Genomic DNA, 23,334 nt, shown 5'->3' with positions numbered 1-23,334 from the left:
TCCGAAGAGCCTTTTTCAGGGCAGTGTGATCCATTGAGCGTCTGACTTTGCATTTTTGGCCTGAGCGATCAGGACTTCCACCAAAGTTAGTGGATTCACGTTATCAAATGCTGTGAAGTTGAGCACGCGCTGCTGCGAAGCATTTTCTGGCTCAATGCTGTTCTTGAGCGTTGCAATCTGCTGATAAGGTTGCGGGTTGCGGTTGCGCAGTGCCTTTTTCAGCTTTTTGGGCAGGCTTTCCAAGGCGTTGCCGGATTTTGCCTGTTCGGCTTTTACGCCTGTTGCCTGTGTCGGATCTATCGTTGCCACTAATTCGGCGAGTCTCTCGTAGGCAGCATGGACATCTGCAATTGCGGATACCAAAGGAGATTCGTCCCAATGCTGTTGGAGATAGCGGTCATTGATCACATGCAACGGCTCCGCCATAGCGGAAAGCGGCAATCCCAATTGGTCAAGTTCATTTGCTTGATTCTTGGTGACGAGGGTGGCATGCATCCGTGGAATCAAGGGGGGAAATGGAACGCCGAGGTGCTCGAAGCCTGCTTTGAGTTGCAACCAATAGCTCACCTCTGCCCAACCACCAACGGTAGCAACATTGGGAAGCAAAGTTTCTTGGTACACGGGCCTCAAGGCGACGTTGGGACTGAAATGTTCGGGGGATTCGGCCAATTCGGCAAGGATTTCGGCTTCCGTCCAGCGTTTCTCTTGTCCCTTGAGCTGATAATGGCCCTCGACATAGTCAATGAGGCTGCGATCTCCATCTCCGACATAAAATAGATTGATGGCGCGGGGCAAAATTTGTGGTTTGAATCCTAGGGATTCCAATTGCTCCGTCGTTGCGCGTGCAGGGGCTGCAATACCTTTCATCTGCAATTCCGCGGCCATGATGGGGGAAAACGCAGCTTTGAAAGACCACCGATCTGCATCGACGATGACGAGTCCCTGTGCGCCAAACAGATGGTGCATCATTCCTCGAAAAGCTTCGCCCATGGTTCGACCAGGCTTATAAAAATCCTGCACCCATGGCGCGACGGGCGCTTGTAGCACGTCGTGGATCGCAGGCTCGAGCACATGTCTTCCAACCGGACCCTTGAATTTTCCAGAATATGTGCGTTTTTCGGCGAAGGAAGGGTAGAAGTGGTTGACTTCTTCCCAATCATGGTCTTCGGTCGCCATCCACAAAATGGGCACGAATTCATAAGCCGGATACCTTTCCTTGAGCGACTGCGCCAAGGCAATCGTCGTGGCAATCTTGTACAAGGTAAACATCGGCCCTCCCAAGAGACAAACCTGATGGCCGGTTGTCACGGTAAATGTGCGCGCTGAGCCCAACTTTGCGATTTGCAACAGGGTGCCTTTCGAATTTGGAAGGTGCGCATTTTGTGCGGCTAATTCGGCAACAAGCAACTGCCGAGGCACGGCAACTGCTTCCCTGGCGTCGATGACAGCCTGATAGTCTTCGATCGGCCATTGCCATTGGGTAAATGGCAATAATTCGGAGTCACCGGAAAGGTAGCTCTGCTTCAAGTCACGCTTTTCGGCTGCCAATGTTATTTCTTTTGAGGTGATGCAAAACGATGTCGAGCAAAAAGAGCGTCACAAAAACGGCAACAAAAAGGATTCCCATCACAATGGGTTGCCAGATCAACAATCCGCCGAAGATGCCCAAAAGGGTACCGAGGTATTCGATGTAGAGCAATTGCTCGTTGGTAGCGCTCCAGATGAGGTTTTCCAATTTCGCTTCGTCAAAATGCGCCATTTGTTTGCTCAACAAAGTCCGGATATCGATGCGGTCAAGTACATCGAGGACCAACTTGAGAATAAATTGCTCCATGTCCTTCTCACGCGCACGAATGGCCTCGGCAATCGATTCGCGTTCATCCTCGACTTCCTCGATCACGTTGACCACCGTTCCCGGTACACGGTTCAAGATGTTGTCGATCACCGCTTGGTATTCCCTGCGGTTCAGTTTCTTATAGGCTTGAAAAACGAATCCTGAGATGCCTCCTTTGAGATTCTCATCCAGTTTCTCATCAATAATGCCCGCAAACCGCTCCCGTGTTTCTGGTTTTGCGAGACTTCGCTTCACATAAGTGTAGGCGACAGCCTTGATTTCACGGCTGAATTCCTCGTCATCCAGCAAGTTTTCAACTCCTCGAATCAGGATTTGGTTGATTTTGGGAATCAAACCCGAGTCATGAATGCGTTCCCGAATCAGTTCCTCATTGAGGATGTGTTTGTGAATTCCGCCCGCCATTTGCCAGACGATACGCTCCTTATGCGCTGGAATCAAACCTTGTCCCCAAATGGGACGCTTGAAAACTGGTTTGAAAAGCATCTTCACCGCCACCCAGTTGGTGCCAAATCCGATCAATCCACTCACTGAAATCATTCGGATAATGGCGTTCATCTCCAACACCTGCCCCAAAACGGTGATGTGATCATCTTTGCCAAAATCCCAAAAGAAGGAAATCCCGAAAGCAACCCCGCAGCCGATAGGTAAAAGTCTGAGGAACTGCAAAAAGATGAAAAACCCGAGCTTCCGTTTGCGTTTGGCGATAAAGGCCTGCTCCTCAGCAGTTGGCGGACCCTTAAAGATGCTGTCAAACTGGAAATGCTTCTGAAAATACTTTTTGAACATCTTCAAATCCTCCTTCGCTATCAATCAATTGTGCAAAGTTAACCAATCTCGACCTTGTGCATCTTGCCATCATCGTTGCGAAAGAGAAATTTCATTCCCCAGCGGGAATAGGTCCATGCTTCATACAGCTTGCCATTGAACTTCATGCTGCTTTGATGGTCGGGTGTCCCATAAAGTGTCAACGTTTTTCCGCGATCCGTTTGCCAGCCGGGAATGCCCTCATTGAAGTTCTCATTCGCGTAGAAGATCCTCGAAAAATACCGTTCGATGGCATCTACAGCAGTTTCTTGGCTGGGATTTGACCGTTCTTCCCAAAAGTCAAGAAATGCTTGTTGCTGATCGTCAGCATCTTTGAATGACTTCAAATACTCGATTTTTTCTGGGGAGGCAATCCAGATCATTTTGTCGATCGCAGCGTTCAGATCCCCGAAGACATCCCGGAGGCGTTTCCAATCGATAAAAAAGCTCCGTGCTGCCTCTGCCACCAATGAATCCTCCTTGAACAGGTACAGTTCCAGCAAATATTCGCCATGCGGCAATTCGGCAAGGTCGAGCTCGTGCCGCAACATGGCCATTCCGTTGCGTGCATCGACGACGGCATTCATCTGATTCATGGTGAGGTACTGACTTGAGTGGCTTTGTTCAGCATCAGTCGGTCCGGCTACGACGCTGTTTTGGCGCAAATAGAGTACAGCCTTGGCGCGGTAGAAGTCCGGCAAACGGGTGTAGACAAAAGCAGTCATGCTCAGTTTGTCAGGAACGGAGGTGAAGTGGTCACCAAGAAGCGGCTGCGGCGCAAGAATATCCCCAAATTCTTGCACAAGCAGCGGATCGGAGATGGCGACATTGGCATCAAGATCCCTGCATTGGTAGGGGATGGGCTCTGCGAATGTGCGTCGTGTGCGATGGTCTTCTATCTCCAGCCATACTTCATAAATACCTGGCGGCACGGCCATGGTGAAAGCGTAGAAGAATGGATCCTCGCCAGAAAGGAAATCATGGCTGAAATTCAGCGATTTCTGGCGCACCAATACCATTCTCCCTTCCGGCATCTTGCGGAAACTGATCCGCATCAAAAGGTCCGTCGATAAATTTCCCGTTTGTGGATCAATGTGAAACAACGATGGTTCAAGGCGCAGGTAAATCGCAGTATTGTCGAGGCCTTGTCTCAGGTTGATGCAGGAGGCATTGAACTGAGGGTGGGCAGCAAGGGGTTGGAACCAGAAACAGCCTGTCATTACCGCCAACCAAGTCGCGATTTTACGCTGGAGGTATGGCTGTAACCTGTTCATTTTCAAACAACCTGGCCAAACAAATCGAATTCTGCAGTGTCAAAGATTTCAACCATACAAAATTCGCCGATGGCTGGAACTTCGCCTGTGATCAAAACCTCGTTGTCCACTTCTGGCGAATCAAATTCTGTGCGGCCGATCCAATACTCTCCCTCGCGGCGGTCAATGATTACTTTCAGGCGTTTCCCCATCATTTCGCTGTTGAGGTCAAAGGAAATATCCTGCTGTGCCGCCATGATGGTCGCCACCCGGAATTCCTTTACTTCTGCCGGCACATCGTCATCGAATTCATAGGCGTGGGTATTTTCCTCGTGGGAGTATTCAAATACGCCAAGTCGGTTGAATCGCATTTCCTTCACAAAGGCCAATAAATCTTGGAAATCCTCCTCGGTTTCTCCGGGATATCCTGCGATCAATGTGGTCCGAATTGCGATTCCGGGGACTTCTTCCCGAATTTTATTGATCAAAGCGATCGTTTTCTCCCTGTTGATGCCGCGCCGCATGGCCTTGAGCATCCTGTCAGAAACATGCTGCAGGGGCATGTCCAGGTATTTGCAAATGTTGTCACGTTCCCGCATGACGCGCAAAATCTCGGTTGGAAAGCCGGCAGGGTAGGCGTAATGAAGTCGAATCCATTCGATGCCTTTCACATCCGACAGTTTCTCCAGCAACACGTCGAGTTTGCGTTCCTTGTAAAGGTCCAAACCATAGAAGGTCAAATCTTGGGCGATCAACATCAATTCCTTGACGCCGCGCTTGGCCAACCATTCGGCCTCTTTGACCAAATCCTCGATCGTGCGGCTTTTGTGCTTGCCACGCATCAACGGAATCGCGCAAAAAGAGCAGGGGCGGTCACAGCCTTCTGCAATTTTGAGGTAGGCAAAGTGGGCATCGGTTGTGATGATGCGCTCGCCAACAAGTTCATTTTTATAGTCCGCGTTAAATTTGTGCAGCAATGCGGGCAACTCCATGGTGCCAAACCAAGCGTCGACATTGGGAATTTCTGCTGTCAGATCATCTTTGTAGCGCTGTGAAAGACAGCCGGTTACGAATACCTTTTCGATTTCTCCGGCCTCTTTGCGTTGCACGTAGTCAAGGATGGTATTGATGGACTCCTCCTTGGCGCGGTCGATAAACCCGCAAGTATTGATGATAACAATATTGGCCGGTGTATCGGTTTCATGGGAAGCGTCGATGTCATTGCCGCGTAATTGAGTGAGCATGACTTCGCTGTCCACGATATTTTTGGAACACCCGAGGGTGATGATATTGACTTTGTCCTTTTTGAGCGCTTTTGTCTTCATGACTGCAAATTGGCCTTTCCTGCCACAAAATTAAGGGTTGGAGGAATCGGTGCGTTGGGTTTTGGGTGGCGTATTGCCGTGGTAACCATTCGAAAGATGACCTTCCAAAAGCGGTCAGTTGCCTTTGAACATCGAATCCACAAATTCTTTGGGCTGGAAAACTTGCAAGTGGTCCATGCCTTCGCCTACGCCGATGTAGCGTACTGGAATGCGAAATTGGTCACAAATGCCGATCACAACACCGCCTTTTGCAGTGCCATCCAACTTTGTGAGGGCAAGTGCCGTCACCTCGGTAGCCTCTGTAAAGGCCTTGGCCTGCATGATGGCATTCTGACCGGTAGAGGCATCGAGCACGAGCAAAACCTCGTGCGGCGCGGAAGCCAAGGGTTTTGCCATTGCCCGCTTGATATTGGATAGCTCAGCCATCAAATTCAGCTTGGTCTGCAAACGCCCTGCGGTGTCGATGATCACCACGTCGGCATCCATCTTCATTCCTTCAGCCACGGCATCAAAAGCTACCGAGGAGGGATTCACATTCATGCCGCGTTCCACAATCGGGACGCCGACACGGTTGCTCCAAATCTTGAGTTGATCGACGGCGGCAGCCCTGAAAGTATCCGCTGCGCCCAAGACGACGCTGTATCCGCGTTGTTTAAATTGATGGGCAAGTTTTCCGATGGTGGTGGTTTTACCCACGCCATTCACGCCGACCACCATGATGATATACGGCTTTTTGACCCCGTTTTCGACAATCTTTGGAACCATGAAGTCCGCATCCGACTTCTGTTGATTCTCTTCCAGCATCTTGGCGATTTCATCGCGCAGGAGGAAATCAAGCTCGTTGGTACTGGTATATTTCTCCTTCGCGACACGCACGCGGATGCGCTCGATGATCTTGATCGTTGTATCAACACCGACGTCGCTGGCAATCAGGACGTCCTCCAATTCGTCGAGCACTTCCTCGTCGATACGGGATTTGCCGACCAAAGCCTTGCTTATCTTTGAAAAAAAGGAGGTCTTGGTTTTTTCAAGCCCCTGATCAAGATTTTCCTTGTTTTCCTTCTTGCTGAAGAAACCAAAAATGCCCATCTCTTGCTATTTGCGTTGCAAGGCGCGGCTTCCGGGAAGCGTTGCCAACAGTATCCGTATTTGCCGGATTAAAACATGAATGTAAAACCCCCAAGACACCTAAAAGTTGCTGGGTGTCGCCAAAGATACCGAATTTTTTTGGCCTTTCGAATGCTAAGAGGCCTCAATTTCCCAGAATTCTATGCTTCCGAGGATCCGTGGAAATCTTGTGGATCAATTCGATGGGAGCGGAGCCTTGTTTTGGCGCGTTATTTGTTTGATAAATTCAAATTCTACCTATATTCGTCAATCAATTACTAGGAAATGGGTGCCTTTTTGAGAAAATCGTTGGTTTGGGGCTTTTTTGGATTCGTGTTGGCTGGCGGGGTTTTTGCCCAAAAGCAAGCAGTTTTCAAGGTTTCCGGGCCATGTATGGCTTGTGGAGCTGACCGCATTCTCGGGGTTGTGAAGGGTTTGGATGGCGTGCGTTCCGCGAAATTTGACCCCAACTCCTCCATGCTCACCGTGGATTTTGATCCCGTGGCAGCGAGTGTGATCGACATGCAGCTTGAGTTGAGCTTGAAAGGTTATGATGCTGGCGACTTCACACGCGACGCGGGTGCGAGCCTGCCCGAGTGTGCCCGTGGTGGCATGCGTGGAGATCAAGCCAATGAAGAGGTCGAAGACCTTGAATTGGATGACATTGAAGGACTGGAAACGGATACGGACTGGGAAAACCCAGACGCGTTCGAGATTGTTGGCTCCTCCGATGATGACGATCTTGACCTGTTGAACGAAGAACTTGAAGAAGATGAAGATCTCTCCACGTTTGTCAATGGCGGCGACGATGACCTGATCCCTGGAGTGGATGAGGATTTGGAAGAGGATGATTCAGATGAATGAAAGGCTGCTTGCAGCTTGATGGAAATAACAAAGGGTCTGACGTAATGTCGGACCTTTTTGCTTACCAGTCGCCGCGCTCCAGCAGGCGCTCTGCAAGCAAAAGGTCTTCAGGCGTGGTGATTTTCAGGTTGTCATAGCTACCCAAGTACATTTGAATGGTCATTCCTTGCGATTCTGCCAAACTGGCATCGTCGGTAAAAATGGCATTCCCGCGCTCGTTGTAGCAAGTCAGGATTTCGTCGAGAAAGAAGATTTGAGGCGTTTGTACATGGTAAAAGAGATCCCTTTCGACGGCCTTGCTGCCATTTTCCGTCTTCATGCGCATCGATGATTTGACGGGGACCACGGCAACAGCATTTCCTTTTTCCTCGGCCAAGGCAAAACCTTCAGAGAGTATCCGATGGTTCACAAATGGCCGAACGCCGTCATGAATCGCAACCAATGCCCGGCCTTCGCCAACCATATCACGAATTTGATGAAGACCGTTTTGAACGGACTCGCTACGCTCTGCCCCGCCGAGACAAATATGCAAACGTGGACTTTCGACGGCCCCAAAATGCCAATCCAGAAAGGCAGACCAACTGTCTGCCAAAGATGGATGCAATACAGAAACAATCTGAATTTCAGGATCAAACGACAAAAATCGATCCAGCGTATGCGCTAAAACTGCGCGTTCTTTGAGGGGCAGCATTTGCTTGGGCATACCCGCGCCCATGCGCGTACCCGTACCGCCCGCAACCACCAAGGCAAACTTCTGAACAGGGGAGATGGCTGCAGCGGCCATCTTTTAGTCGATGATCAGCATGGCGTCGCCATAGCTGAAGAAACGATATTCTTCCTTGACCGCCTCTTCGTAGCATTTCATCATGAAGTCGTAGCCCATAAAGGCCGAAACCATCATCATCAAAGTCGATTTTGGACGGTGGAAGTTCGTGAGCATCGCGTTGGCGATGTTGAAATCATAAGGTGGATAGATGAACCGGTCGGTCCATCCTTTTTGTGGTTTCAGCATTCTGCCCGCTGATACCGAACTTTCCAAGGCACGCATGGTAGTAGTGCCGACGGCAAGCACTTTGTTGCGACGCACTTTGGCAGCATTCACGATCTCGCAAATCTTCTCATCGATCTCGAAATACTCCGAGTCCATGCGGTGTTTGCTCAGATCTTCAACTTCGACAGGTTGGAAGGTGCCCAAGCCCGTGTGGAGCGTGATTTGCACCTGCTCGACACCCTTCAATTCGAAGCGCTTCAGAAGCTCCCTTGTGAAGTGCAGACCTGCGGTGGGTGCTGCAACTGCGCCAACATGTTTGGCGTAAATTGTCTGATAATCATCACGGTCGCGGTCCTCAACTTCCCTGCTGATGTAGGGAGGAATCGGCGTTTTACCGAGAGTGTCAATCATCTGATTCAACTCCTCGTCAGTTCCGTCAAACAGGAAGCGAATCGTGCGGCCTCTTGAAGTCGTATTGTCAACAACTTCGGCAACAAGTTCATTCTCACCGAAGAACAGTTTATTTCCGACACGAATTTTGCGCGCTGGATCGACCAAGACGTCCCAAAGTTTGGCACGCTTGTTCAATTCCCTGAGGAGGAATACCTCGATCGAGGCACCGGTTTTTTCCTTTTTGCCGAGAAGGCGCGCAGGAAACACCTTGGTGTCGTTGAGGATCATGACATCGCCTTCGTCAAAGTACTCCAAGATGTCCCTGAAGGTCCTATGCTCGATGCGCTTGTCCTTCAAATGACAGACCATCAACCGGCACCCGTCGCGGGGTTCCGTTGGATAATTGGCGATCAGTGAATCTGGAATTTCTACAGAAAATTCGGAGAGCTTCATACAGTCCTAAAATGAATCCGCAAAGTTATACGCTGAATGGCGGTTTGCCAAAATAAACTTGCATCTATTTTTTGATGGCAAATTCTGGCTTGATGAATCGGAAATGCAGGGTTTCGAATCAGACTTGAAAAACAGGGACGCATTCCAGCCATCTTCATGCTTCATTTCGAATGGAGTTTTGTTAGTTTTACCCTGATGAAGCGATTGGCTTTGATGATCGAAGGTATGCAAATTGGGATCAGTTCCTTGATCTCCAACAAGCTGCGTACGCTCCTCACGATGCTCGGTGTTTCGATTGGTATTTTTGCCATTACGATCATCTTCACACTGGTCAACTCGCTCACATTCAGCCTCAACAAGAACCTCAGCGAATTGGGTAACAGCGTATTGTTTGTCCATCATTTTCCCTGGACCAACGATGCCATGAGCAATTGGCAGAAGTATGTACAGCGCCCGATGGCCACTTACAATGAGTTTGTCAAGGTCAAAAATGGCCTCGATCATGTCGACGGCGTGGCTTATGAAGCGCGGATCGGATGGCAAACTGTCAAGTACAAACATCGGGAAATCAAGCCGGTGGCCGTGAGGTCGATCACGTACGATTATTTTTTGATCAATAGCCTTGAATTGGGTGCCGGAAGGCCCTTCAACGAGGTCGAGGTGGATGGGGGGCGGGCGGTTTGCGTGATTGGCAACAACGTCGCAAAGCAACTTTTTCCTGAAACCAATCCGCTTGGGAAAGAGGTGATGATCAAAGGTAAGCCGGTACGCGTCGTGGGCGTTTCCGCATTGGCAGGGACAAATGTCTTTGGTTCCTCCCCCGATGACATCGTTTTTGTGCCTTATTCTTTTGGTCAGCGGCTGTTTGACATGCGCAGTCAATCCGTCGACAAGATGATTGAAGTGAAAGTATCAAGTCCGGAGATGATCGATCGCGTTGAAGATGAAATCATCGGACTCATGCGTTCAGCAAGGGGATTGCGGCCCAAAGCCGAAAATAATTTTGCCATCAACCGTCCCGAAATGCTGATGAATCTTTTTTCTTCCGCGACGGACTATCTCAAAATCGGCGGCATCTTCATCAGCCTTTTTTCCATTATCGTTGGCGGATTTGGCATTGGAAACATCATGTTCAGCACCGTCAAGGAGCGCACGTTCGAAATCGGTCTGCAAAAAGCATTGGGCGCGACGAGGGAATTCATTTTGTTTCAGTTCCTCTTCGAATCGGTTTTGCTTTGCTTCCTCGGCGGTTTGCTTGGCCTGCTACTGAACTTTGGCGTGACGCTCTTGCTGCAGTGGGTCATCAATGAAGTTGGCGCAGGGTTCACCGTCGTCACTTCCTGGAGTTCATTGATGATCGGCGTCGCCATTTCAGTCTTGATCGGGCTCGTTTCCGGATTCTTCCCAGCAAACATTGCCTCGAAGATGGATCCTGTCGAGTCCATGCGTGCTTGATGGATGGTGTAATCGCCTGTCATTCGGCACCTTTCAAGCAAGCTCCCTTTCTCTATATTCCTTGTTTTATTTTTGGCTGCATCACGCTAGTTTTGCACCTCCGATAGGTAAATATGAAAGTCACTGAACATCTCGCCCTCGCCAAAAATCCCTTGATCAGTGTGGAAATCATTCCACCCAAGCGTGGGCATAGCTTGCAGAAATTGCACGAGGCCATTGCAAGCATCAAACCTTACAATCCGCCGTTCATCGACGTTACGAGTCATTCTGCCGAGGTGATATGGGAGGAAATGCGTGACGGAACGTTCAAAAAGCGGGTCAAACGCAAGAGTCCGGGCACTTTTGGACTTTGTGCAGCGATCAAATACAAATTCGAGATCGATCCCGTACCCCATATCTTATGTTCAGGCTTCACGCGCGAGGAAACGGAGGACGCGCTGATCGAACTCAACTACTTGGGCATCGAAAACGTGCTTGCGATCCGTGGAGACGGCAAAATCAAGAAAAATGACCGTCCTGATCGTTCCACCAACGAGTATGCCGTGGACCTCGTCGCGCAGCTGATGCGCCTCAACCAGGGCATTTACCAAGACGAATTGATCGATGCGGCCCATACAGATTTCTGTGTCGGGGTATCTTATTATCCGGAAAAACACTTCGAAGCGCCCAATTTGAAGTTTGACATGGAAATCCTGCTCCAAAAGCAGAATGCCGGTGCAAGCTATGGTGTGTCCCAGATGTTTTTCGAAAACAGCAGCTACCACAGCTACGTTGCCGAAAGCCGGAAAATGGGCGTGAACATTCCGCTGATTCCTGGACTCAAAATTCTCACGACCAAGTCGCAGCTCACCGTGATTCCCAGCATTTTCCACGTGGACCTGCCCGAGGAACTCACCGAACGCATGCTCAAAGCCGATACCAAGGAAAAGCAGGTCGAAGTCGGCGTCGATTGGGCCGTCAAGCAGACACTTGAACTCCTCGAAAGCGGCGTGCCCTGCGTGCACTTCTACATCATGCAAAACACACAGCCGTTTGTGACGCTGATGGAGAAACTGAAGAAGAAGATCTGATATTCTGCGGTTAGAAGTAGCAGTTAGAAATTACAAATGAGACATGCGGCATCAAAACTGTAACTGCTAACTCCTTAACTGAACTCTAAAACCGCAATTTTTCATTTCTAATTTCTAATTCTTCATTTCCCTCAAAAGGGTCCCTAAATCAATCGGCACGACACCGACTTCCTCACAAACCAATCCGCCAGCGAGGTTGGCGATTTCTGATGCTGTTTTCAAGGGTAATCCTGCTGCCAAGGCCAAGGCCATGACAGCGATGACGGTGTCGCCCGCGCCCGATACGTCAGCGATCTTGCGTAGGTGTGCGGGCAGATGCGTCGCCAAGCCGTTTTCGTCAATGGCCAAAACCCCATTTTCACTCAAGGTCACCAACGTCTGTCGATGCGGCATCTTTTCCCGAAGTTCCATCACGGCTGCTTGAATGCCGGGCAAATCCGCTTTGGAAATGCGGTGGTTCAAGGCCTCGTTCAGCTCCTTGAGGTTGGGTTTGAAGAGCGTCACACCTTTGTAAGCGAGGAAATTTCGATATTTCGGGTCAACGACCACCGGAACTTGCGCGGCATTGGCCAATTGCACGACTGCTTCAATCAGATCGGGACCGAGCAAGCCCTTGTCGTAGTCCTCGAGTATGATGGCGTCAAATTCTTGGATGCGTTTTCCGAGAGAATGGATCAATTCTTCCTCCAATTGCTTGCCAATTGCTTCCCTGGATTCATGGTCCACCCGCAAAATCTGCTGATTGTTGCCGATGATGCGCGTTTTCGTGGTTGTCGGACGGTCGCTGGTCGTGATGACCAAGCTTGCATCGAGTCCTTGGACCGCCAATGATTTGATCAATAGATCGCCATGGTCGTCGTTGCCGATCACGCCGCAGAGCGTCACGGCGGCGCCAAGACTGCGGATGTTCAATGCGACGTTTGCAGCCCCGCCGGGGCGGTTTTCCGTTCGTTCCACGTCTACCACGGGTACAGGCGCCTCCGGGGAAATGCGCGTGACCCTTCCAAAGTGGTAGCGGTCGAGCATCAGGTCGCCGATCACCAACACCTTGAGTCCCGGAAGGGCTTTCTCAAAGGTCGCGATGTCGGCGGATGCGATCATTGCAGAGCATTCAAGGCATTGGCGAGGCGCTCGCAGCCTTTTTCCAAGATGTCCATGGCGTAGGCGTAGGAAATGCGCACATGGCAATCCGTTCCGAATGCCGTTCCCGGAATCACGGCAACGCCGCCTTCGAGCAAGAGGTATTCGGTCAGATGATCGATGTCGCGGATGACTTCACCTTTCGAAGTCTTCCTACCCAGAAAATAACTCAAGTCGGGGTAAAAATAGAACGCTCCGGGCGGCGAATAGGAACGCAAATGCGGAATGGCATTGAGCTTTTCGCCCATGAAGTCCCGACGTTCCTTGAATTTCAGGCGCATTTTCTCGGTCGGGTCCAATGGACCGGTATAGGCCGCCAAGGCGGCGCGTTGCGACACAGAACTCGCACCCGAAGTGATTTGACCTTGGTATTTTTCGCAGAGTTCAGCAATCCATTTGGGACTGATCGAATAACCGATTCGCCAGCCCGTCATCGCAAAACCCTTGGAAACACCGCTGATGATGACCAACCTGTCCAAAATCGAAGGAAAGCTGGCAAAGCAAACGGTGGGATGCTCAAACCAGATATGCTCGTAAATCTCGTCGGAGACGAGAATGATCTCAGGATAGCGTTCCAGGACAGCGACCAAGGCCGCAGCTTCTTCCCGGCTGTACATTCCGCCGGTAGGATTGTTGGGGCTGTTGAGCAGCAGCATTTTGGTTTTGGGCGTGATCGCAGCTTCCAACTGCGCCGCGGTCATTTTGTAACCGCTTTCCAGGGTCGTTTGGACTTCGACGACATGTGCCTCCGCCATTTTGAAGATTTCGATGTACGAAACCCAATAGGGGACCGGGATGATGACTTCGTCTTCGGGATCGAGCAACGACATCACGACATTGACGACGGATTGCTTGGCGCCGTTGCTCACGACAACGTTGGAAGCTGCATATTCTGCGCCATGCGGCTTGTAAACTGCAGCAATCGCCTGACGCAAGGCGGGAATGCCCGCCACGGGCGTATAGTGCGTGAAACCTTCGTTGATTGCCGCAATGGCTGCCGCGCGAATGTGGTCGGGCGTATCAAAATCTGGTTCGCCCAAAGTGAGCCCTACCACGTCTTTGCCTTCTGCTTGAAGCTGTCGCACGAGCTTTGTGAGCGCGAGCGTCTGCGATTCAGACAGCATCTGGAGGCGCTTGGTACCTTTCATCCGGCAAATATTGACCAAATCGCCCGAAAATGAAAATGGAATTCTACAAATGGGGGGAGTTCGGTAGATAAAGACACTACTTACATGGTGATTTGCGGCGTGATCAGATGTTTTTGTGAATCCGAAATACGGTTACCTGCAAGAACGAGGAGATTGGTCGGTGAATTGATGGATGAGACCTCCAAATATCCCCGACACGCATTAGATTTGCCGCATGGTCACATCTGTCATGCAGCGCGGAGGCGCGAAAATCAATGTCGGTCTGCATCTCGTCGGCAAACGTCCCGATGGATACCATTTGCTGGAAACGCTGTTTTACCCGGTCGATCACCTGTTTGACTTGATGCTTGTCGAGCGCGACGAAGGCGAGGGCTGCGTCATCAAAATGGAAGGCATTGACGAGCAAATCCCCCTTGAAGGCAATCTGATCTACAAGGCTTGGCGGATCATGGCAGAGGAATTGGAGAAAAAGCATGCGGGTGTGACCATCCGCGTGAAAAAGGGAATTCCCGCAGGAGCCGGACTTGGCGGCGGTTCTTCGGATGCAGCTACGACGATGAAAGCCTTGCGTGACCTTTGGAAAGTCGACGTTTCAGACGCCCAATTGGCCAACTGGGGCGCAAGGCTCGGTGCGGATGTCCCGTTTTTTGTCTACGAGAAGCCGATGTATGGCACCGGGACGGGGACCATTTTGGAGCCATTTCCGATGGATTTGAGTCGCTACGAATTGCGGATGAAGCTCTTCAACATCCACAGTTCGACGGTGCAGGCCTACCGCGATGTATTGCCGGAAGATATCGGACACTCCACGCCATTGAAGGATTTACTCGCATTACCGATCACCGAATGGCGCCACCATGTGTTGAATGACCTGGAAAAGCCAGTCTTTGCGCGTTATCCGATCCTTGCGGAAACCAAGGCCGAATTGTACAAGCTCGGGGCGGTCTATGCGGCGATGTCGGGCAGCGGGAGTGCGATTTACGGGTTGTTTGAGCGCTGATAATCAGCGGAGAAAGTAATTCACGCGATCATTTCCCCAAGTGATGGATCCTGCGGATGTCAAGTTGATGGGCAAATTCGGCGCAGAAACGCCCTCCTGAAGTGCATTCTGACTCGTGCAACGATAGATTTCGTCCCATAGATCGGAATCGAGAAATTGCTGAAGCAAATCGCGACCACCCTCTACCAAAATGCTCCCAATCTTTAAATCGGAGTACATTTTTCGAAGCAAATTGGGAAGATCATGGCTGTCCTCCACCTTCCAAAATCTGCAATTTTCTATTTGTTCGTCCTTGATTGCGTTGATGACCACGGTTGTTCCACCTTGGAAAATCTGCAAACTTGCAGGCAATTCAAGGCGTTGATCCAAAACGATCCGCAACGGATTCCTTCCCGGCCAATGCCGTGTGGTCAGTGATGGATTGTCGATCAGCGCGGTATTTTTCCCGATCAAAATCGCCTGCAATTCGTGGCGCAACCGATGAAAATGGCGATTGACTTGCTCCCCAGAAATCGCCCTCGGTTCCGGATTGCCGTTTTGATCCAAGCCGGCGATCAATCCGTCGGCACTTTCGGACCATTTTAGCACGATATACGGGCGCTTCTCCCGTTGATTGACTTCGAAATGCCGGTTGAGTTCGTCGAATCCGCATTCGTCGGCAGCCAAAACCACATTAACACCTTGACTTCGCAGGTAATCAATGCTTTTCCCGCTCATTTGCGGATTGGGATCCACTGCACCGACCACGACTTTTTTGATGCCGGAATCCAGAATCAACTGTGTGCAAGGCGGCGTTTTCCCGTGATGATTGCAGGGCTCAAGACTGACGTACAAGGTCGAATCAGGTAGGAGAGAGGTGTTTTTGACGCTCCGAATGGCATTCACCTCGGCATGTGGTCCACCAAAATATTCATGCGCGCCTTCGCCGATGATTTTTCCTTCATACACGACGATGGCACCTACACGCGGATTGGGTTCGACGGCGGCACCGTAGGACCTTGCCAATTCGAGACAACGAAGAAGATAAGGATTAAAGGAAGCGAGCTTGGTGTTGCCGTCTGAAGTGAAGCTTTTAGGGGGCATGTCACGCGGCGATTGAATTGCAAAGGGGCAAAAAAAAATGACGGTCGGGATGTCGCACTCGTCAACCACCTACGGCTGCTCCATTCCTGGCCTGACCGGATTTAGTGGGACAGAGTCGCATCCGACCGTCGGCACAAAGGTAAAGCGGTTTTTGTGAAATGCAAAGCATTTTTAGCTAATTTGGCCTTCTACAACAGTTTTTTCATCATGAGTGATTCCAGATTCGAACGTGTTTTTCAAGACACTGATATTGAGTTCAATAAGAATGAAGACCACCACCGCGAACTTCTGCGAAAGCTTGAAGGAAAGTTGGAAACGGTCAAATTGGGGGGCGGAACGAAGAATATTGAGTCCCACAAGGCCAAAGGAAAGATGACCGCAAGGGAGCGGATCGACTATTTGCTCGACGACAAATACGAATTTCTGGAAGTCGGAACCTTTGTCGCCGATGGCATGTACGCCGAGCATGGCGGTTGTCCGAGCGGGGGCGTGGTCACCGGCATCGGGCGCGTGAGCGGGAAATTGGTCATGATCGTCGCCAACGATGCGACCGTGAAAGCAGGGGCATGGTTTCCCTTGACTGGCAAAAAGAACCTGCGTGCGCAAGAAATTTCGATGGAAAACCATCTGCCGATCATCTATCTGGTCGACAGCGCAGGCGTTTATCTGCCGATGCAAAACGAAATTTTCCCCGACAAAGAGCATTTTGGCCGCATTTTCCGGAACAATGCGGTCATGAGCAGCATGGGCATTCCGCAGATTGCAGCCATCATGGGCCCTTGCGTTGCGGGCGGCGCCTATTTGCCGATCATGAGCGACGAAGCGATGATTGTGGATGGCACGGGTTCGGTCTTTTTGGCAGGATCTTATCTGGTCAAAAGCGCAATCGGCGAAGACATCGACAACGAAAGCCTCGGCGGTGCGACCATGCACTGCGAGATTTCGGGCGTGACAGACTATAAAATGGCCAATGACAAGGCTGCGCTCGACCGCATCAAGTCCTTGATCGCCAAAATGGGCAACAAACCGGGCGTCGGATTCATGCGCACGGAGCCCCAACTGCCAAAATACGATCCGAAAGAAATCATCGGCATCGTCCCGGGCGACCGCACCAAACAATACGACATGATGCAAGTGATCGAGCGCATCATCGACCGCGGCTCTTGGGACGAATACAAGGCAGGCTACGGCAAGACCTTGATCTGCGGTTATGCCTACGTCGATGGGTGGGCGGTCGGCATCGTGGCCAATCAGCGCACGATTGTCAAGCCCAAGAAAGGCGAAATGCAATTTGGCGGCGTGATCTACAGCGACAGCGCGGACAAAGCTGCCCGTTTCATTATGAATTGCAATCAAAAACGCATTCCCTTGGTGTTTTTGCAGGACGTCAGCGGATTTATGGTCGGCTCCAAATCCGAGCAAGGCGGCATCATCAAGGACGGCGCCAAAATGGTGAATGCGATGGCCAATTCGGTTGTGCCCAAGTTTACTTTCATTATCGGAAACAGCTATGGTGCAGGGAATTACGCGATGTGCGGAAAGGCATTCGACCCACGATTGATCTATGCTTGGCCGAGTGCCGAGATTGCGGTGATGAGCGGCGCCTCTGCCGCGAAAACCTTGGTGCAAATCGAGGTTTCGGCCCTGAAGAAGAAAGGACAGGAGATCGCACCCGAAGACGAGGCGCAATTGCTCAAGAAGATCACGGACAAGTACAACAGCGAAATTTCGCCGTACTATGCCGCAGCAAGGCTCTGGATCGATGGCATCATCCATCCTGCAGACACGCGTGACGTGATCAGCAAGGGCATCGAGGTCGCGAGCAATCAGCCAAGAATGGCTCCTTACAATGTGGGTGTGATCCAGGTCTAAGCAGAATTGGAATAAGGGTTATCAACAACCCAAGCAAACTGCCGCATCAATGCCTGAATTCAGACGATGTTGCGGCAGTTCTTTCTTGGTGAAATGGCATTGAATCCGTTTTCAGTTGGGTGCATTTTTGGGAAATGCTTCATATTTAGGACAAGATAGGGACGATTTGGAGGGGATTTACATGAAAATGATATGCGAACCTTCCATCGGTTCTGTTGTCGGGACTGTCTGATGAATCAAACATTTTCCCGTGTCCCCTCGTTCTAAGTGCAGCTTTTGTGAATAATTGCAGAAAATCGAATGGACGGAAAAGCTGTAAATTTTGACATGAGTACGCCACAAAACCCTCTTTCCGAAAGCGAATTCAAGGCGCTGTTGTTCTTGCTCGACGACGAGGATCCCGAAGTATCTTCCCATGTTTGGGGAAAACTGATGGCCTTGGGCGAAACGGGAGTCGAGCGATTGGAAGCCGAATGGTTGACCTCCTCCGATCCTGAAATGCAGCGCCGGTTGGAGGAAGTGATCAGTCGCATTCACCATAAAGGACTTGCAAAAGAGCTCCTCGAATGGCGAAAAGACGGTGGCAGGGATTTGCTCAAAGGCTGGCACCTCGTTTCCAAGTTCCAATTTCCGGAACTTGACTTTCAGAAGTACCGAAACGAGGTCAACAGACTCGTGAACAAAAGCTGGCTCGAACTCAACAACCAGATGGATCCCTTCCAGAAATTGAAGGTGATCAACCACATTCTCTTTAAGATGGAAGGTTACGGACCCAATACGACACGTCCCAATTTTCCGCACAACAGCCACCTCAACTACCTGATCGACCATCAACAAGGAAACGCAGTATCCTTGTCGTTGCTTTACTTGATCATCTGTCAGCAACTGGATTTACACGTGTCGGGTGTGATTTTGCCCGGCTATTTCATCTTGCTCTACAAAGATGACAAGCACGAATTCTACATCGACGTTTTCAACGGCGGGCATACTTTCAACCGCGCTCGGCTGGAAAGTTACCTCAAGCAGGTGAATGTCCCGGAAAAACCGAGCTATTTCATGCCGACGTCCAATATCTATATGATCCTCAACATGATCGCGACGATTTCCAATGACTACGCAGCAAACGACAAGCAAGACAAAGTCGCAGAATTGCAAGAGTTGTTGGAGGACATTGATATCAGGTTTGAGCTGTAATTCGAATTAGAAATTAAAAATTAGAAATGACCAATTGGCAATTTCTCATTTCTCATTTCTAATTGTCAACGCCGTCTTCTTCTTCGTCGTCATCATCGCTTCCCCCGCCGAGATAGACTTCCAAAAGTCCTTCGGGTAGCTTGGTAGCAATGGTCTTGGCCTCACGGTCGACTTTTCCGACGATGTCTCCCGCGATGGGAATCAGGATTTCCCGGCCTTGGTAGCGCATGACGAGCAATGCCTGGGCAGGAAACTCGTCCACGCGTACAATGGTTCCCAATTCGCCGAGGTTGGCATCGACGACAATAAAACCTTTGATTTCGTGGAAATAGAATTGGTCTTCGGTCAGTTCCGGCAGTTCGTCGGCTGGCAGGTAGAGTTCGAGGTTGGCAACGGTTTCGGCTTCGTTGCGGTCGTGGATGTGTTTGAACTTGACCAAAGCCAAGTTAGGTCCCTGGGGACGAATGGATTCCACAAAAAAGGAGTCAGTTTATTGCCTTGTAGCACATAAACTGACTCCAAATCTTCATAGTCCTCAATGAAGTCCACGTCAAAATACACTTTGCATTCGCCGTGGAGAGAATGCGGTTTCAGAATGCGGCCAAGCAGGAAACAATCTTCAACGCGCATAAGCTGACCTTATTCGCCTTCGGTTTCTGCAGCAGCTTCTTCTTCTGCGGCAGGTTCTTCTGGAGCTTCAGGGGCCTCGGGAGCTGGAGGAGTGTTTTTGGCGATGATCGCAGCTTCTTTCGCAGCTTTGACATCCGCTTCATGAGCCAGCGCTTTTTTCAGGGCATTGGCTTTTTCCTCGCTGATCCTGTCTTTCTTGGCGTCGATTTTCGCCAATTTCTCGTTCATCCAGCGTGTGAAAATCCGGTCGATGTCCTCTTGGGATTTACCTTGCTTGATGAGGGCGTACTTCAAATTGACACCAGTGTAACGGAGGATCGCTTTGACCGTGTTGGTCGGTTGCGCACCGTTTTGGAGCCATTTGATGGCCTTGTCATGATCGACTTCGATCACGGCAGGGTTAGCAGTTGGATTGTAGCTTCCAACTTTCTCTAGGAACTTGCCGTCACGTGCAACGCGCGCATCCGCGGCTACGATGTGATAAAACGGGTGTCCCTTCCGGCCTTGTCTTCTAAGTCTTAACCTTACTGACATGTGAAATAATTAATGCTTAAGTCGCAATAGAATTTTAAAAGGAATGCAAAGTTAGGGATTGCTAGCTAATTTCCAAGCAGGTAAAAATAATTTTACCAACGCTGCAAGGTCGGTGGAAGGCTGTCATGGTCATAGAAAAATTGTTCAGGCGTTGCTGAAACCCAAAAATGCACCATTGTTTTGCGTCCTGTACGCACCTCCACGCTTTCACTTCTTTTGCTGATGCGCGCACCATCCCATAGTAATGTGTCGCTCTGCTCCGGCAAACTCAGGATCACCGATTCATAATTCATCGGCGATTCCTTCAAATCGTGTACCCAACGGCAAATATTTTCTCCGCAATCCACCTTCTTCGGAATCAATTCGGTGCCGGATGGACTTTCCCAGAAAAATTCGTCCCGCGACCAACCCGTGACCAATTTGCTTGAGGTCTCCAAAATCCCGGTTGCAGGGATATGGTATTCCACAGCCCCATCCTTCTCGGGCAAGGCAGGCGCTCCCGCCTTCTCAAATTTGATCGTTACCCAACCGGAATACCCTTTCGGAATGAAGTAGTGTTGAGCGTCACGGTGCGTGAAAAAGAGGAATCCAGCAAACAACAAGACTGCCGAACTTCCGGAAACCAACAAAACCCGGTTGAGGAGACGTTTTTTTCGATCCATGGGCGCAAATTTAGAAGATTCATACACAAGGCACAGCAGACAAAAAAAACATCTTCTCGTCGACCGTGCTGTGGGATGACATTCTACACTATATATTAGAGGAGTGGAAAAGAAGCGCAAAGCCCTCAAGACCATCGGCAGGAAGGATCTCATCGACCTTCCTTCATTGCATTTGGAGGGAATTGATGCCAAAATTGACACGGGAGCCTATACTTCTTCGCTACATGTGAAGAATATCAAGGCTGTTGAAAAGGAGGGAGAAATGTGGGTCAAATTCAAATTGGCGCATCCACATCATCCTGCATTCAATAACAAGGCCTTCACTTTGCCCGTGCATGCCCACAAAAACATCAAGAGTTCGACGGGCCAAAGCGAATTGCGCTACATTGTGCGCATTCCGGTCGTGCTCTTCGGGAAACGGTACCTGACCGAGTTTTCACTTTCTGATCGCTCGAAAATGGAATGCCCGGTTTTGCTCGGCAGGAAATTACTTTACAGAAAATTTCTGGTCGACGTGACTCAAAAAAATCTATCTTTCAAGCAGAAGCAAAAACGCAAGAATAAGGAATGAAGATCGCCATCTTATCACGATCCAAATTGATTCATTCGACCCGGCGTCTCATCGAGGCTGCCGACCAACGTGGCCATGAGGTTGAGGTGGTTGACCACCTCAAATGCGCGGTCATGATGGAAAAGGGTGTCCCGACTGTTCAATTTGACGGACGCCTACTCACCGATGTCGGGGCGATCATTCCGCGTATCGGCGCCTCCGTCACCTTCTATGGTTGCTCCATCGTGCGGCAATTTGAGATGATGGACGTTTTCACGACGAGCAGTTCGCAAGGGATCGTGCGCAGCCGTGACAAGCTCCGGGCGATGCAAATTTTGACACGCGAAGGCGTGGATTTGCCCAAAACTGCATTCGCGAGGCATACGGTCGACGTCAATGAGCTGATCAAACACGTCGGTGGAGCGCCGTTGGTGGTGAAACTTGTCGAAGGCACCCAAGGGCTCGGCGTTGTGTTGTGCGAAACCAAAAAGGCCGCCAAGTCGGTCATCGAGGCTTTTTATGCCTTGGACGCGCATATTCTTGTGCAAGAATTCATCGAAGAGGCCAAGGGAACCGATTTGCGCGTATTCATTGTCGATGGCGAAGTCGTCGGCGCCATGGAGCGGAAAGGTCCGGAAGGCGAATTTCGTTCCAACCTGCACCGCGGTGGCACTGCCCGGGCCGTGGAATTGACGGATTTGGAGCGGGAAACAGCGCTGAAAGCTGCGCGTGCCATGGGATTGTCGGTTGCGGGGGTCGATATGCTGCCCTCCAAACGTGGTCCGCTGATCATGGAAGTCAATTCTTCTCCCGGTTTGGAAGGCATCGAAAGGGCCACCGGCGTGGACATTGCAAGCAAAATCATACAGTTCATCGAGCGAAATGCAAAGAACAAAGACCGCAGGGACAGCATTGGTTACTGATTACAATTGTCAATTTGCATGAGCAAACCATTGGTGATCCAAGATTTTGAAGTCTTGCCAGGGGAGCGGCGTGATTTGTCCTTGACGATTGCGCGCCTGCCGACGCATACGGAAATTCATTTGCCGGTGTACGTCTTCCGTGGGCCGATTGACGGGCCTGTGCTGTTGTTGACGAGCAGTCTCCACGGAGACGAGGTCAATGGCACCGAAACCCTGCGCCGCATGATTCGCAATGGTTCGCTGATGCCGGAAGTTGGGACCGTGATCGCCATGCCCGTTGTCAACGTCTACGGATTCTTGCATCAATCCCGCGCCTTGCCTGACGGAAAGGACCTGAACCGTTCGTTTCCAGGCAATCAAGGCGGCTCACTTGCCCGTCGGATGGCCTATATTTTGCTGAATGAAGTGGTGGTCCATGCCGACTTCGGGATCGATTTACATACTGGCGGTGCACGACGCACCAACTTCCCACAAGTGCGCTGCGACTTTGAACGCGAAGAATCGTTGCAGCTTGCCCATGCCTTCGGAGCGCCTTTTGTGCTCAATTCCAAGGAAATTCCGGGATCATTCCGGAGATCGGCCACCAATGCCGGTAAAACCATCATTGTATTTGAAGGTGGTGAATCCCAGCGCTTTGACGAACGCTCGATCAACGAGGCGATGGATGGCATTCACCGTGTCATGTCTCATCTCAGCATGGTGGAGCGCCGCATTCCGCACCGTGAATCGCTCGTTCTAAGGAGAAGCACCTGGATCAGGGCCAAGATTTCAGGGATGTTTGTACCTTTTGTGCAAGCCGGGGACGGTGTCATTGAAGGACAAGTGATGGCCCATGTCGGTGATCCATTCGGTGAAACCGTTTTGGAGGTCAAGGCACCGATCGATGGCTACATCATCGGGCTCAACAATCAGCCGGTGATCAATGCCGGTGACGCGCTGATCCACATTGGCACAGAAAACGTGAACTTGGAATCCTTTACCGAGGATGACGGTAGCGGAGACGGGGCTGATGAATAGGGGATTGCGAC

The 23,334-nt window shown here is 50.6% G+C and carries 23 protein-coding genes and 1 other RNA gene; 9 read left to right on the top strand and 15 right to left on the bottom strand.

Going from position 1 to position 23,334, the window contains the following annotated elements:
* Window positions 1-15 precede the first annotated feature (15 nt).
* The 5 genes from bshC to ftsY all read right to left on the bottom strand — a co-directional run bounded on the left by bshC (window position 16) and on the right by ftsY (window position 6,326).
* Window positions 16-1,548 (bottom strand): bacillithiol biosynthesis cysteine-adding enzyme BshC, encoded by a 1,533-nt coding sequence (bshC, locus tag IPN95_04590; GenBank protein MBK9448684.1) that lies wholly within the window; start codon window positions 1,546-1,548, stop codon window positions 16-18.
* A complete protein-coding gene (locus IPN95_04585; GenBank protein ID MBK9448683.1) occupies window positions 1,529-2,641 on the bottom strand; it encodes a DUF445 family protein in 1,113 nt (370 codons plus the stop codon). The genes bshC and IPN95_04585 overlap by 20 nt, the downstream gene beginning before the upstream one ends.
* A 38-nt stretch (window positions 2,642-2,679) precedes the next feature.
* Window positions 2,680-3,933: a GWxTD domain-containing protein gene (locus tag IPN95_04580; GenBank protein MBK9448682.1), complete on the bottom strand. Its 1,254-nt coding sequence runs from the start codon at window positions 3,931-3,933 to the stop codon at window positions 2,680-2,682.
* Between the two features lie 2 nt (window positions 3,934-3,935).
* Window positions 3,936-5,237: a 30S ribosomal protein S12 methylthiotransferase RimO gene (gene rimO, locus IPN95_04575; GenBank protein MBK9448681.1), complete on the bottom strand. Its 1,302-nt coding sequence runs from the start codon at window positions 5,235-5,237 to the stop codon at window positions 3,936-3,938.
* A gap of 114 nt (window positions 5,238-5,351) precedes the next feature.
* Complete coding sequence (ftsY, locus tag IPN95_04570; GenBank protein ID MBK9448680.1) at window positions 5,352-6,326, bottom strand: signal recognition particle-docking protein FtsY; 975 nt, start codon at window positions 6,324-6,326, stop codon at window positions 5,352-5,354.
* 303 nt (window positions 6,327-6,629) lie between these two features.
* Here ftsY and IPN95_04565 point away from each other — a divergent pair, with 303 nt between their 5' ends.
* Complete coding sequence (locus IPN95_04565) at window positions 6,630-7,208, top strand: cation transporter (GenBank protein MBK9448679.1); 579 nt, start codon at window positions 6,630-6,632, stop codon at window positions 7,206-7,208.
* Window positions 7,209-7,269: 61 nt separating this feature from the next.
* On the opposite strand, the gene IPN95_04560 is transcribed toward IPN95_04565, so the two are convergent.
* Together IPN95_04560 and queA are read right to left on the bottom strand one after the other, a co-directional pair.
* A complete protein-coding gene (locus tag IPN95_04560) occupies window positions 7,270-7,992 on the bottom strand; it encodes a 2-C-methyl-D-erythritol 4-phosphate cytidylyltransferase (protein MBK9448678.1) in 723 nt (240 codons plus the stop codon).
* Window positions 7,993-7,995: 3 nt separating this feature from the next.
* A complete protein-coding gene (queA, locus tag IPN95_04555; protein MBK9448677.1) occupies window positions 7,996-9,045 on the bottom strand; it encodes a tRNA preQ1(34) S-adenosylmethionine ribosyltransferase-isomerase QueA in 1,050 nt (349 codons plus the stop codon).
* A gap of 195 nt (window positions 9,046-9,240) precedes the next feature.
* Here queA and IPN95_04550 point away from each other — a divergent pair, with 195 nt between their 5' ends.
* Together IPN95_04550 and IPN95_04545 are read left to right on the top strand one after the other, a co-directional pair.
* Complete coding sequence (locus IPN95_04550) at window positions 9,241-10,500, top strand: ABC transporter permease (protein ID MBK9448676.1); 1,260 nt, start codon at window positions 9,241-9,243, stop codon at window positions 10,498-10,500.
* 113 nt (window positions 10,501-10,613) lie between these two features.
* The gene (locus IPN95_04545; GenBank protein ID MBK9448675.1) at window positions 10,614-11,570 is read left to right on the top strand and encodes a methylenetetrahydrofolate reductase; all 957 of its coding nucleotides are present in this window, start codon (window positions 10,614-10,616) and stop codon (window positions 11,568-11,570) included.
* A 114-nt stretch (window positions 11,571-11,684) separates the two neighbouring features.
* Here the strand turns inward: IPN95_04545 and rfaE1 are convergent, their stop codons facing one another.
* Both rfaE1 and IPN95_04535 read right to left on the bottom strand, forming a co-directional pair.
* Complete coding sequence (rfaE1, locus tag IPN95_04540; protein MBK9448674.1) at window positions 11,685-12,671, bottom strand: D-glycero-beta-D-manno-heptose-7-phosphate kinase; 987 nt, start codon at window positions 12,669-12,671, stop codon at window positions 11,685-11,687.
* The gene (locus tag IPN95_04535) at window positions 12,668-13,858 is read right to left on the bottom strand and encodes a pyridoxal phosphate-dependent aminotransferase (protein MBK9448673.1); all 1,191 of its coding nucleotides are present in this window, start codon (window positions 13,856-13,858) and stop codon (window positions 12,668-12,670) included. The genes rfaE1 and IPN95_04535 overlap by 4 nt, the downstream gene beginning before the upstream one ends.
* A 229-nt stretch (window positions 13,859-14,087) precedes the next feature.
* Here IPN95_04535 and ispE point away from each other — a divergent pair, with 229 nt between their 5' ends.
* Window positions 14,088-14,858 (top strand): 4-(cytidine 5'-diphospho)-2-C-methyl-D-erythritol kinase, encoded by a 771-nt coding sequence (ispE, locus tag IPN95_04530; protein MBK9448672.1) that lies wholly within the window; start codon window positions 14,088-14,090, stop codon window positions 14,856-14,858.
* A gap of 3 nt (window positions 14,859-14,861) precedes the next feature.
* Here the strand turns inward: ispE and ribD are convergent, their stop codons facing one another.
* Both ribD and ffs read right to left on the bottom strand, forming a co-directional pair.
* Window positions 14,862-15,941: a bifunctional diaminohydroxyphosphoribosylaminopyrimidine deaminase/5-amino-6-(5-phosphoribosylamino)uracil reductase RibD gene (gene ribD, locus IPN95_04525; protein ID MBK9448671.1), complete on the bottom strand. Its 1,080-nt coding sequence runs from the start codon at window positions 15,939-15,941 to the stop codon at window positions 14,862-14,864.
* Between the two features lie 35 nt (window positions 15,942-15,976).
* Window positions 15,977-16,072: signal recognition particle sRNA small type (gene ffs, locus IPN95_04520), an RNA gene on the bottom strand.
* A 76-nt stretch (window positions 16,073-16,148) separates the two neighbouring features.
* On the opposite strand from ffs, the gene IPN95_04515 reads away from it, so the two are divergent.
* Both IPN95_04515 and IPN95_04510 read left to right on the top strand, forming a co-directional pair.
* Window positions 16,149-17,813: an acyl-CoA carboxylase subunit beta gene (locus IPN95_04515; protein ID MBK9448670.1), complete on the top strand. Its 1,665-nt coding sequence runs from the start codon at window positions 16,149-16,151 to the stop codon at window positions 17,811-17,813.
* A gap of 327 nt (window positions 17,814-18,140) precedes the next feature.
* Window positions 18,141-19,007 carry a transglutaminase family protein gene (locus IPN95_04510; GenBank protein ID MBK9448669.1) on the top strand — a complete coding sequence of 289 codons (867 nt, stop codon included), beginning with the start codon at window positions 18,141-18,143 and terminating at the stop codon, window positions 19,005-19,007.
* 58 nt (window positions 19,008-19,065) lie between these two features.
* Here the strand turns inward: IPN95_04510 and rimM are convergent, their stop codons facing one another.
* The 4 genes from rimM to IPN95_04490 all read right to left on the bottom strand — a co-directional run bounded on the left by rimM (window position 19,066) and on the right by IPN95_04490 (window position 20,833).
* Window positions 19,066-19,446 (bottom strand): 16S rRNA processing protein RimM, encoded by a 381-nt coding sequence (gene rimM, locus IPN95_04505; GenBank protein ID MBK9448668.1) that lies wholly within the window; start codon window positions 19,444-19,446, stop codon window positions 19,066-19,068.
* Window positions 19,353-19,637 carry a hypothetical protein gene (locus IPN95_04500; GenBank protein MBK9448667.1) on the bottom strand — a complete coding sequence of 95 codons (285 nt, stop codon included), beginning with the start codon at window positions 19,635-19,637 and terminating at the stop codon, window positions 19,353-19,355. The genes rimM and IPN95_04500 overlap by 94 nt, the downstream gene beginning before the upstream one ends.
* 9 nt (window positions 19,638-19,646) lie before the next feature.
* On the bottom strand, window positions 19,647-20,171 hold the full coding sequence (rpsP, locus tag IPN95_04495) for a 30S ribosomal protein S16 (protein MBK9448666.1): 525 nt from the start codon (window positions 20,169-20,171) through the stop codon (window positions 19,647-19,649).
* 92 nt (window positions 20,172-20,263) lie between these two features.
* Window positions 20,264-20,833, bottom strand: a complete 570-nt coding sequence (locus IPN95_04490) for a hypothetical protein (GenBank protein MBK9448665.1) — start codon at window positions 20,831-20,833, stop codon at window positions 20,264-20,266.
* A gap of 103 nt (window positions 20,834-20,936) precedes the next feature.
* On the opposite strand from IPN95_04490, the gene IPN95_04485 reads away from it, so the two are divergent.
* From IPN95_04485 to IPN95_04475, 3 genes are read left to right on the top strand one after another with little or no spacing between them, the layout of a single operon-like run.
* Window positions 20,937-21,404 carry an ATP-dependent zinc protease gene (locus IPN95_04485; GenBank protein MBK9448664.1) on the top strand — a complete coding sequence of 156 codons (468 nt, stop codon included), beginning with the start codon at window positions 20,937-20,939 and terminating at the stop codon, window positions 21,402-21,404.
* A complete protein-coding gene (gene rimK, locus IPN95_04480) occupies window positions 21,401-22,306 on the top strand; it encodes a 30S ribosomal protein S6--L-glutamate ligase (GenBank protein MBK9448663.1) in 906 nt (301 codons plus the stop codon). Before IPN95_04485 ends, rimK begins: the two co-directional genes overlap by 4 nt.
* A gap of 18 nt (window positions 22,307-22,324) precedes the next feature.
* Window positions 22,325-23,323 (top strand): succinylglutamate desuccinylase/aspartoacylase family protein, encoded by a 999-nt coding sequence (locus tag IPN95_04475; GenBank protein ID MBK9448662.1) that lies wholly within the window; start codon window positions 22,325-22,327, stop codon window positions 23,321-23,323.
* Window positions 23,324-23,334: the final 11 nt, after the last annotated feature.

The sequence above is a fragment of the Bacteroidota bacterium genome (assembly GCA_016718825.1).
Lineage (GTDB): Bacteria > Bacteroidota > Bacteroidia > J057 > JADKCL01 > JADKCL01.
This window is presented reverse-complemented; position numbering and strand designations above follow the sequence as displayed.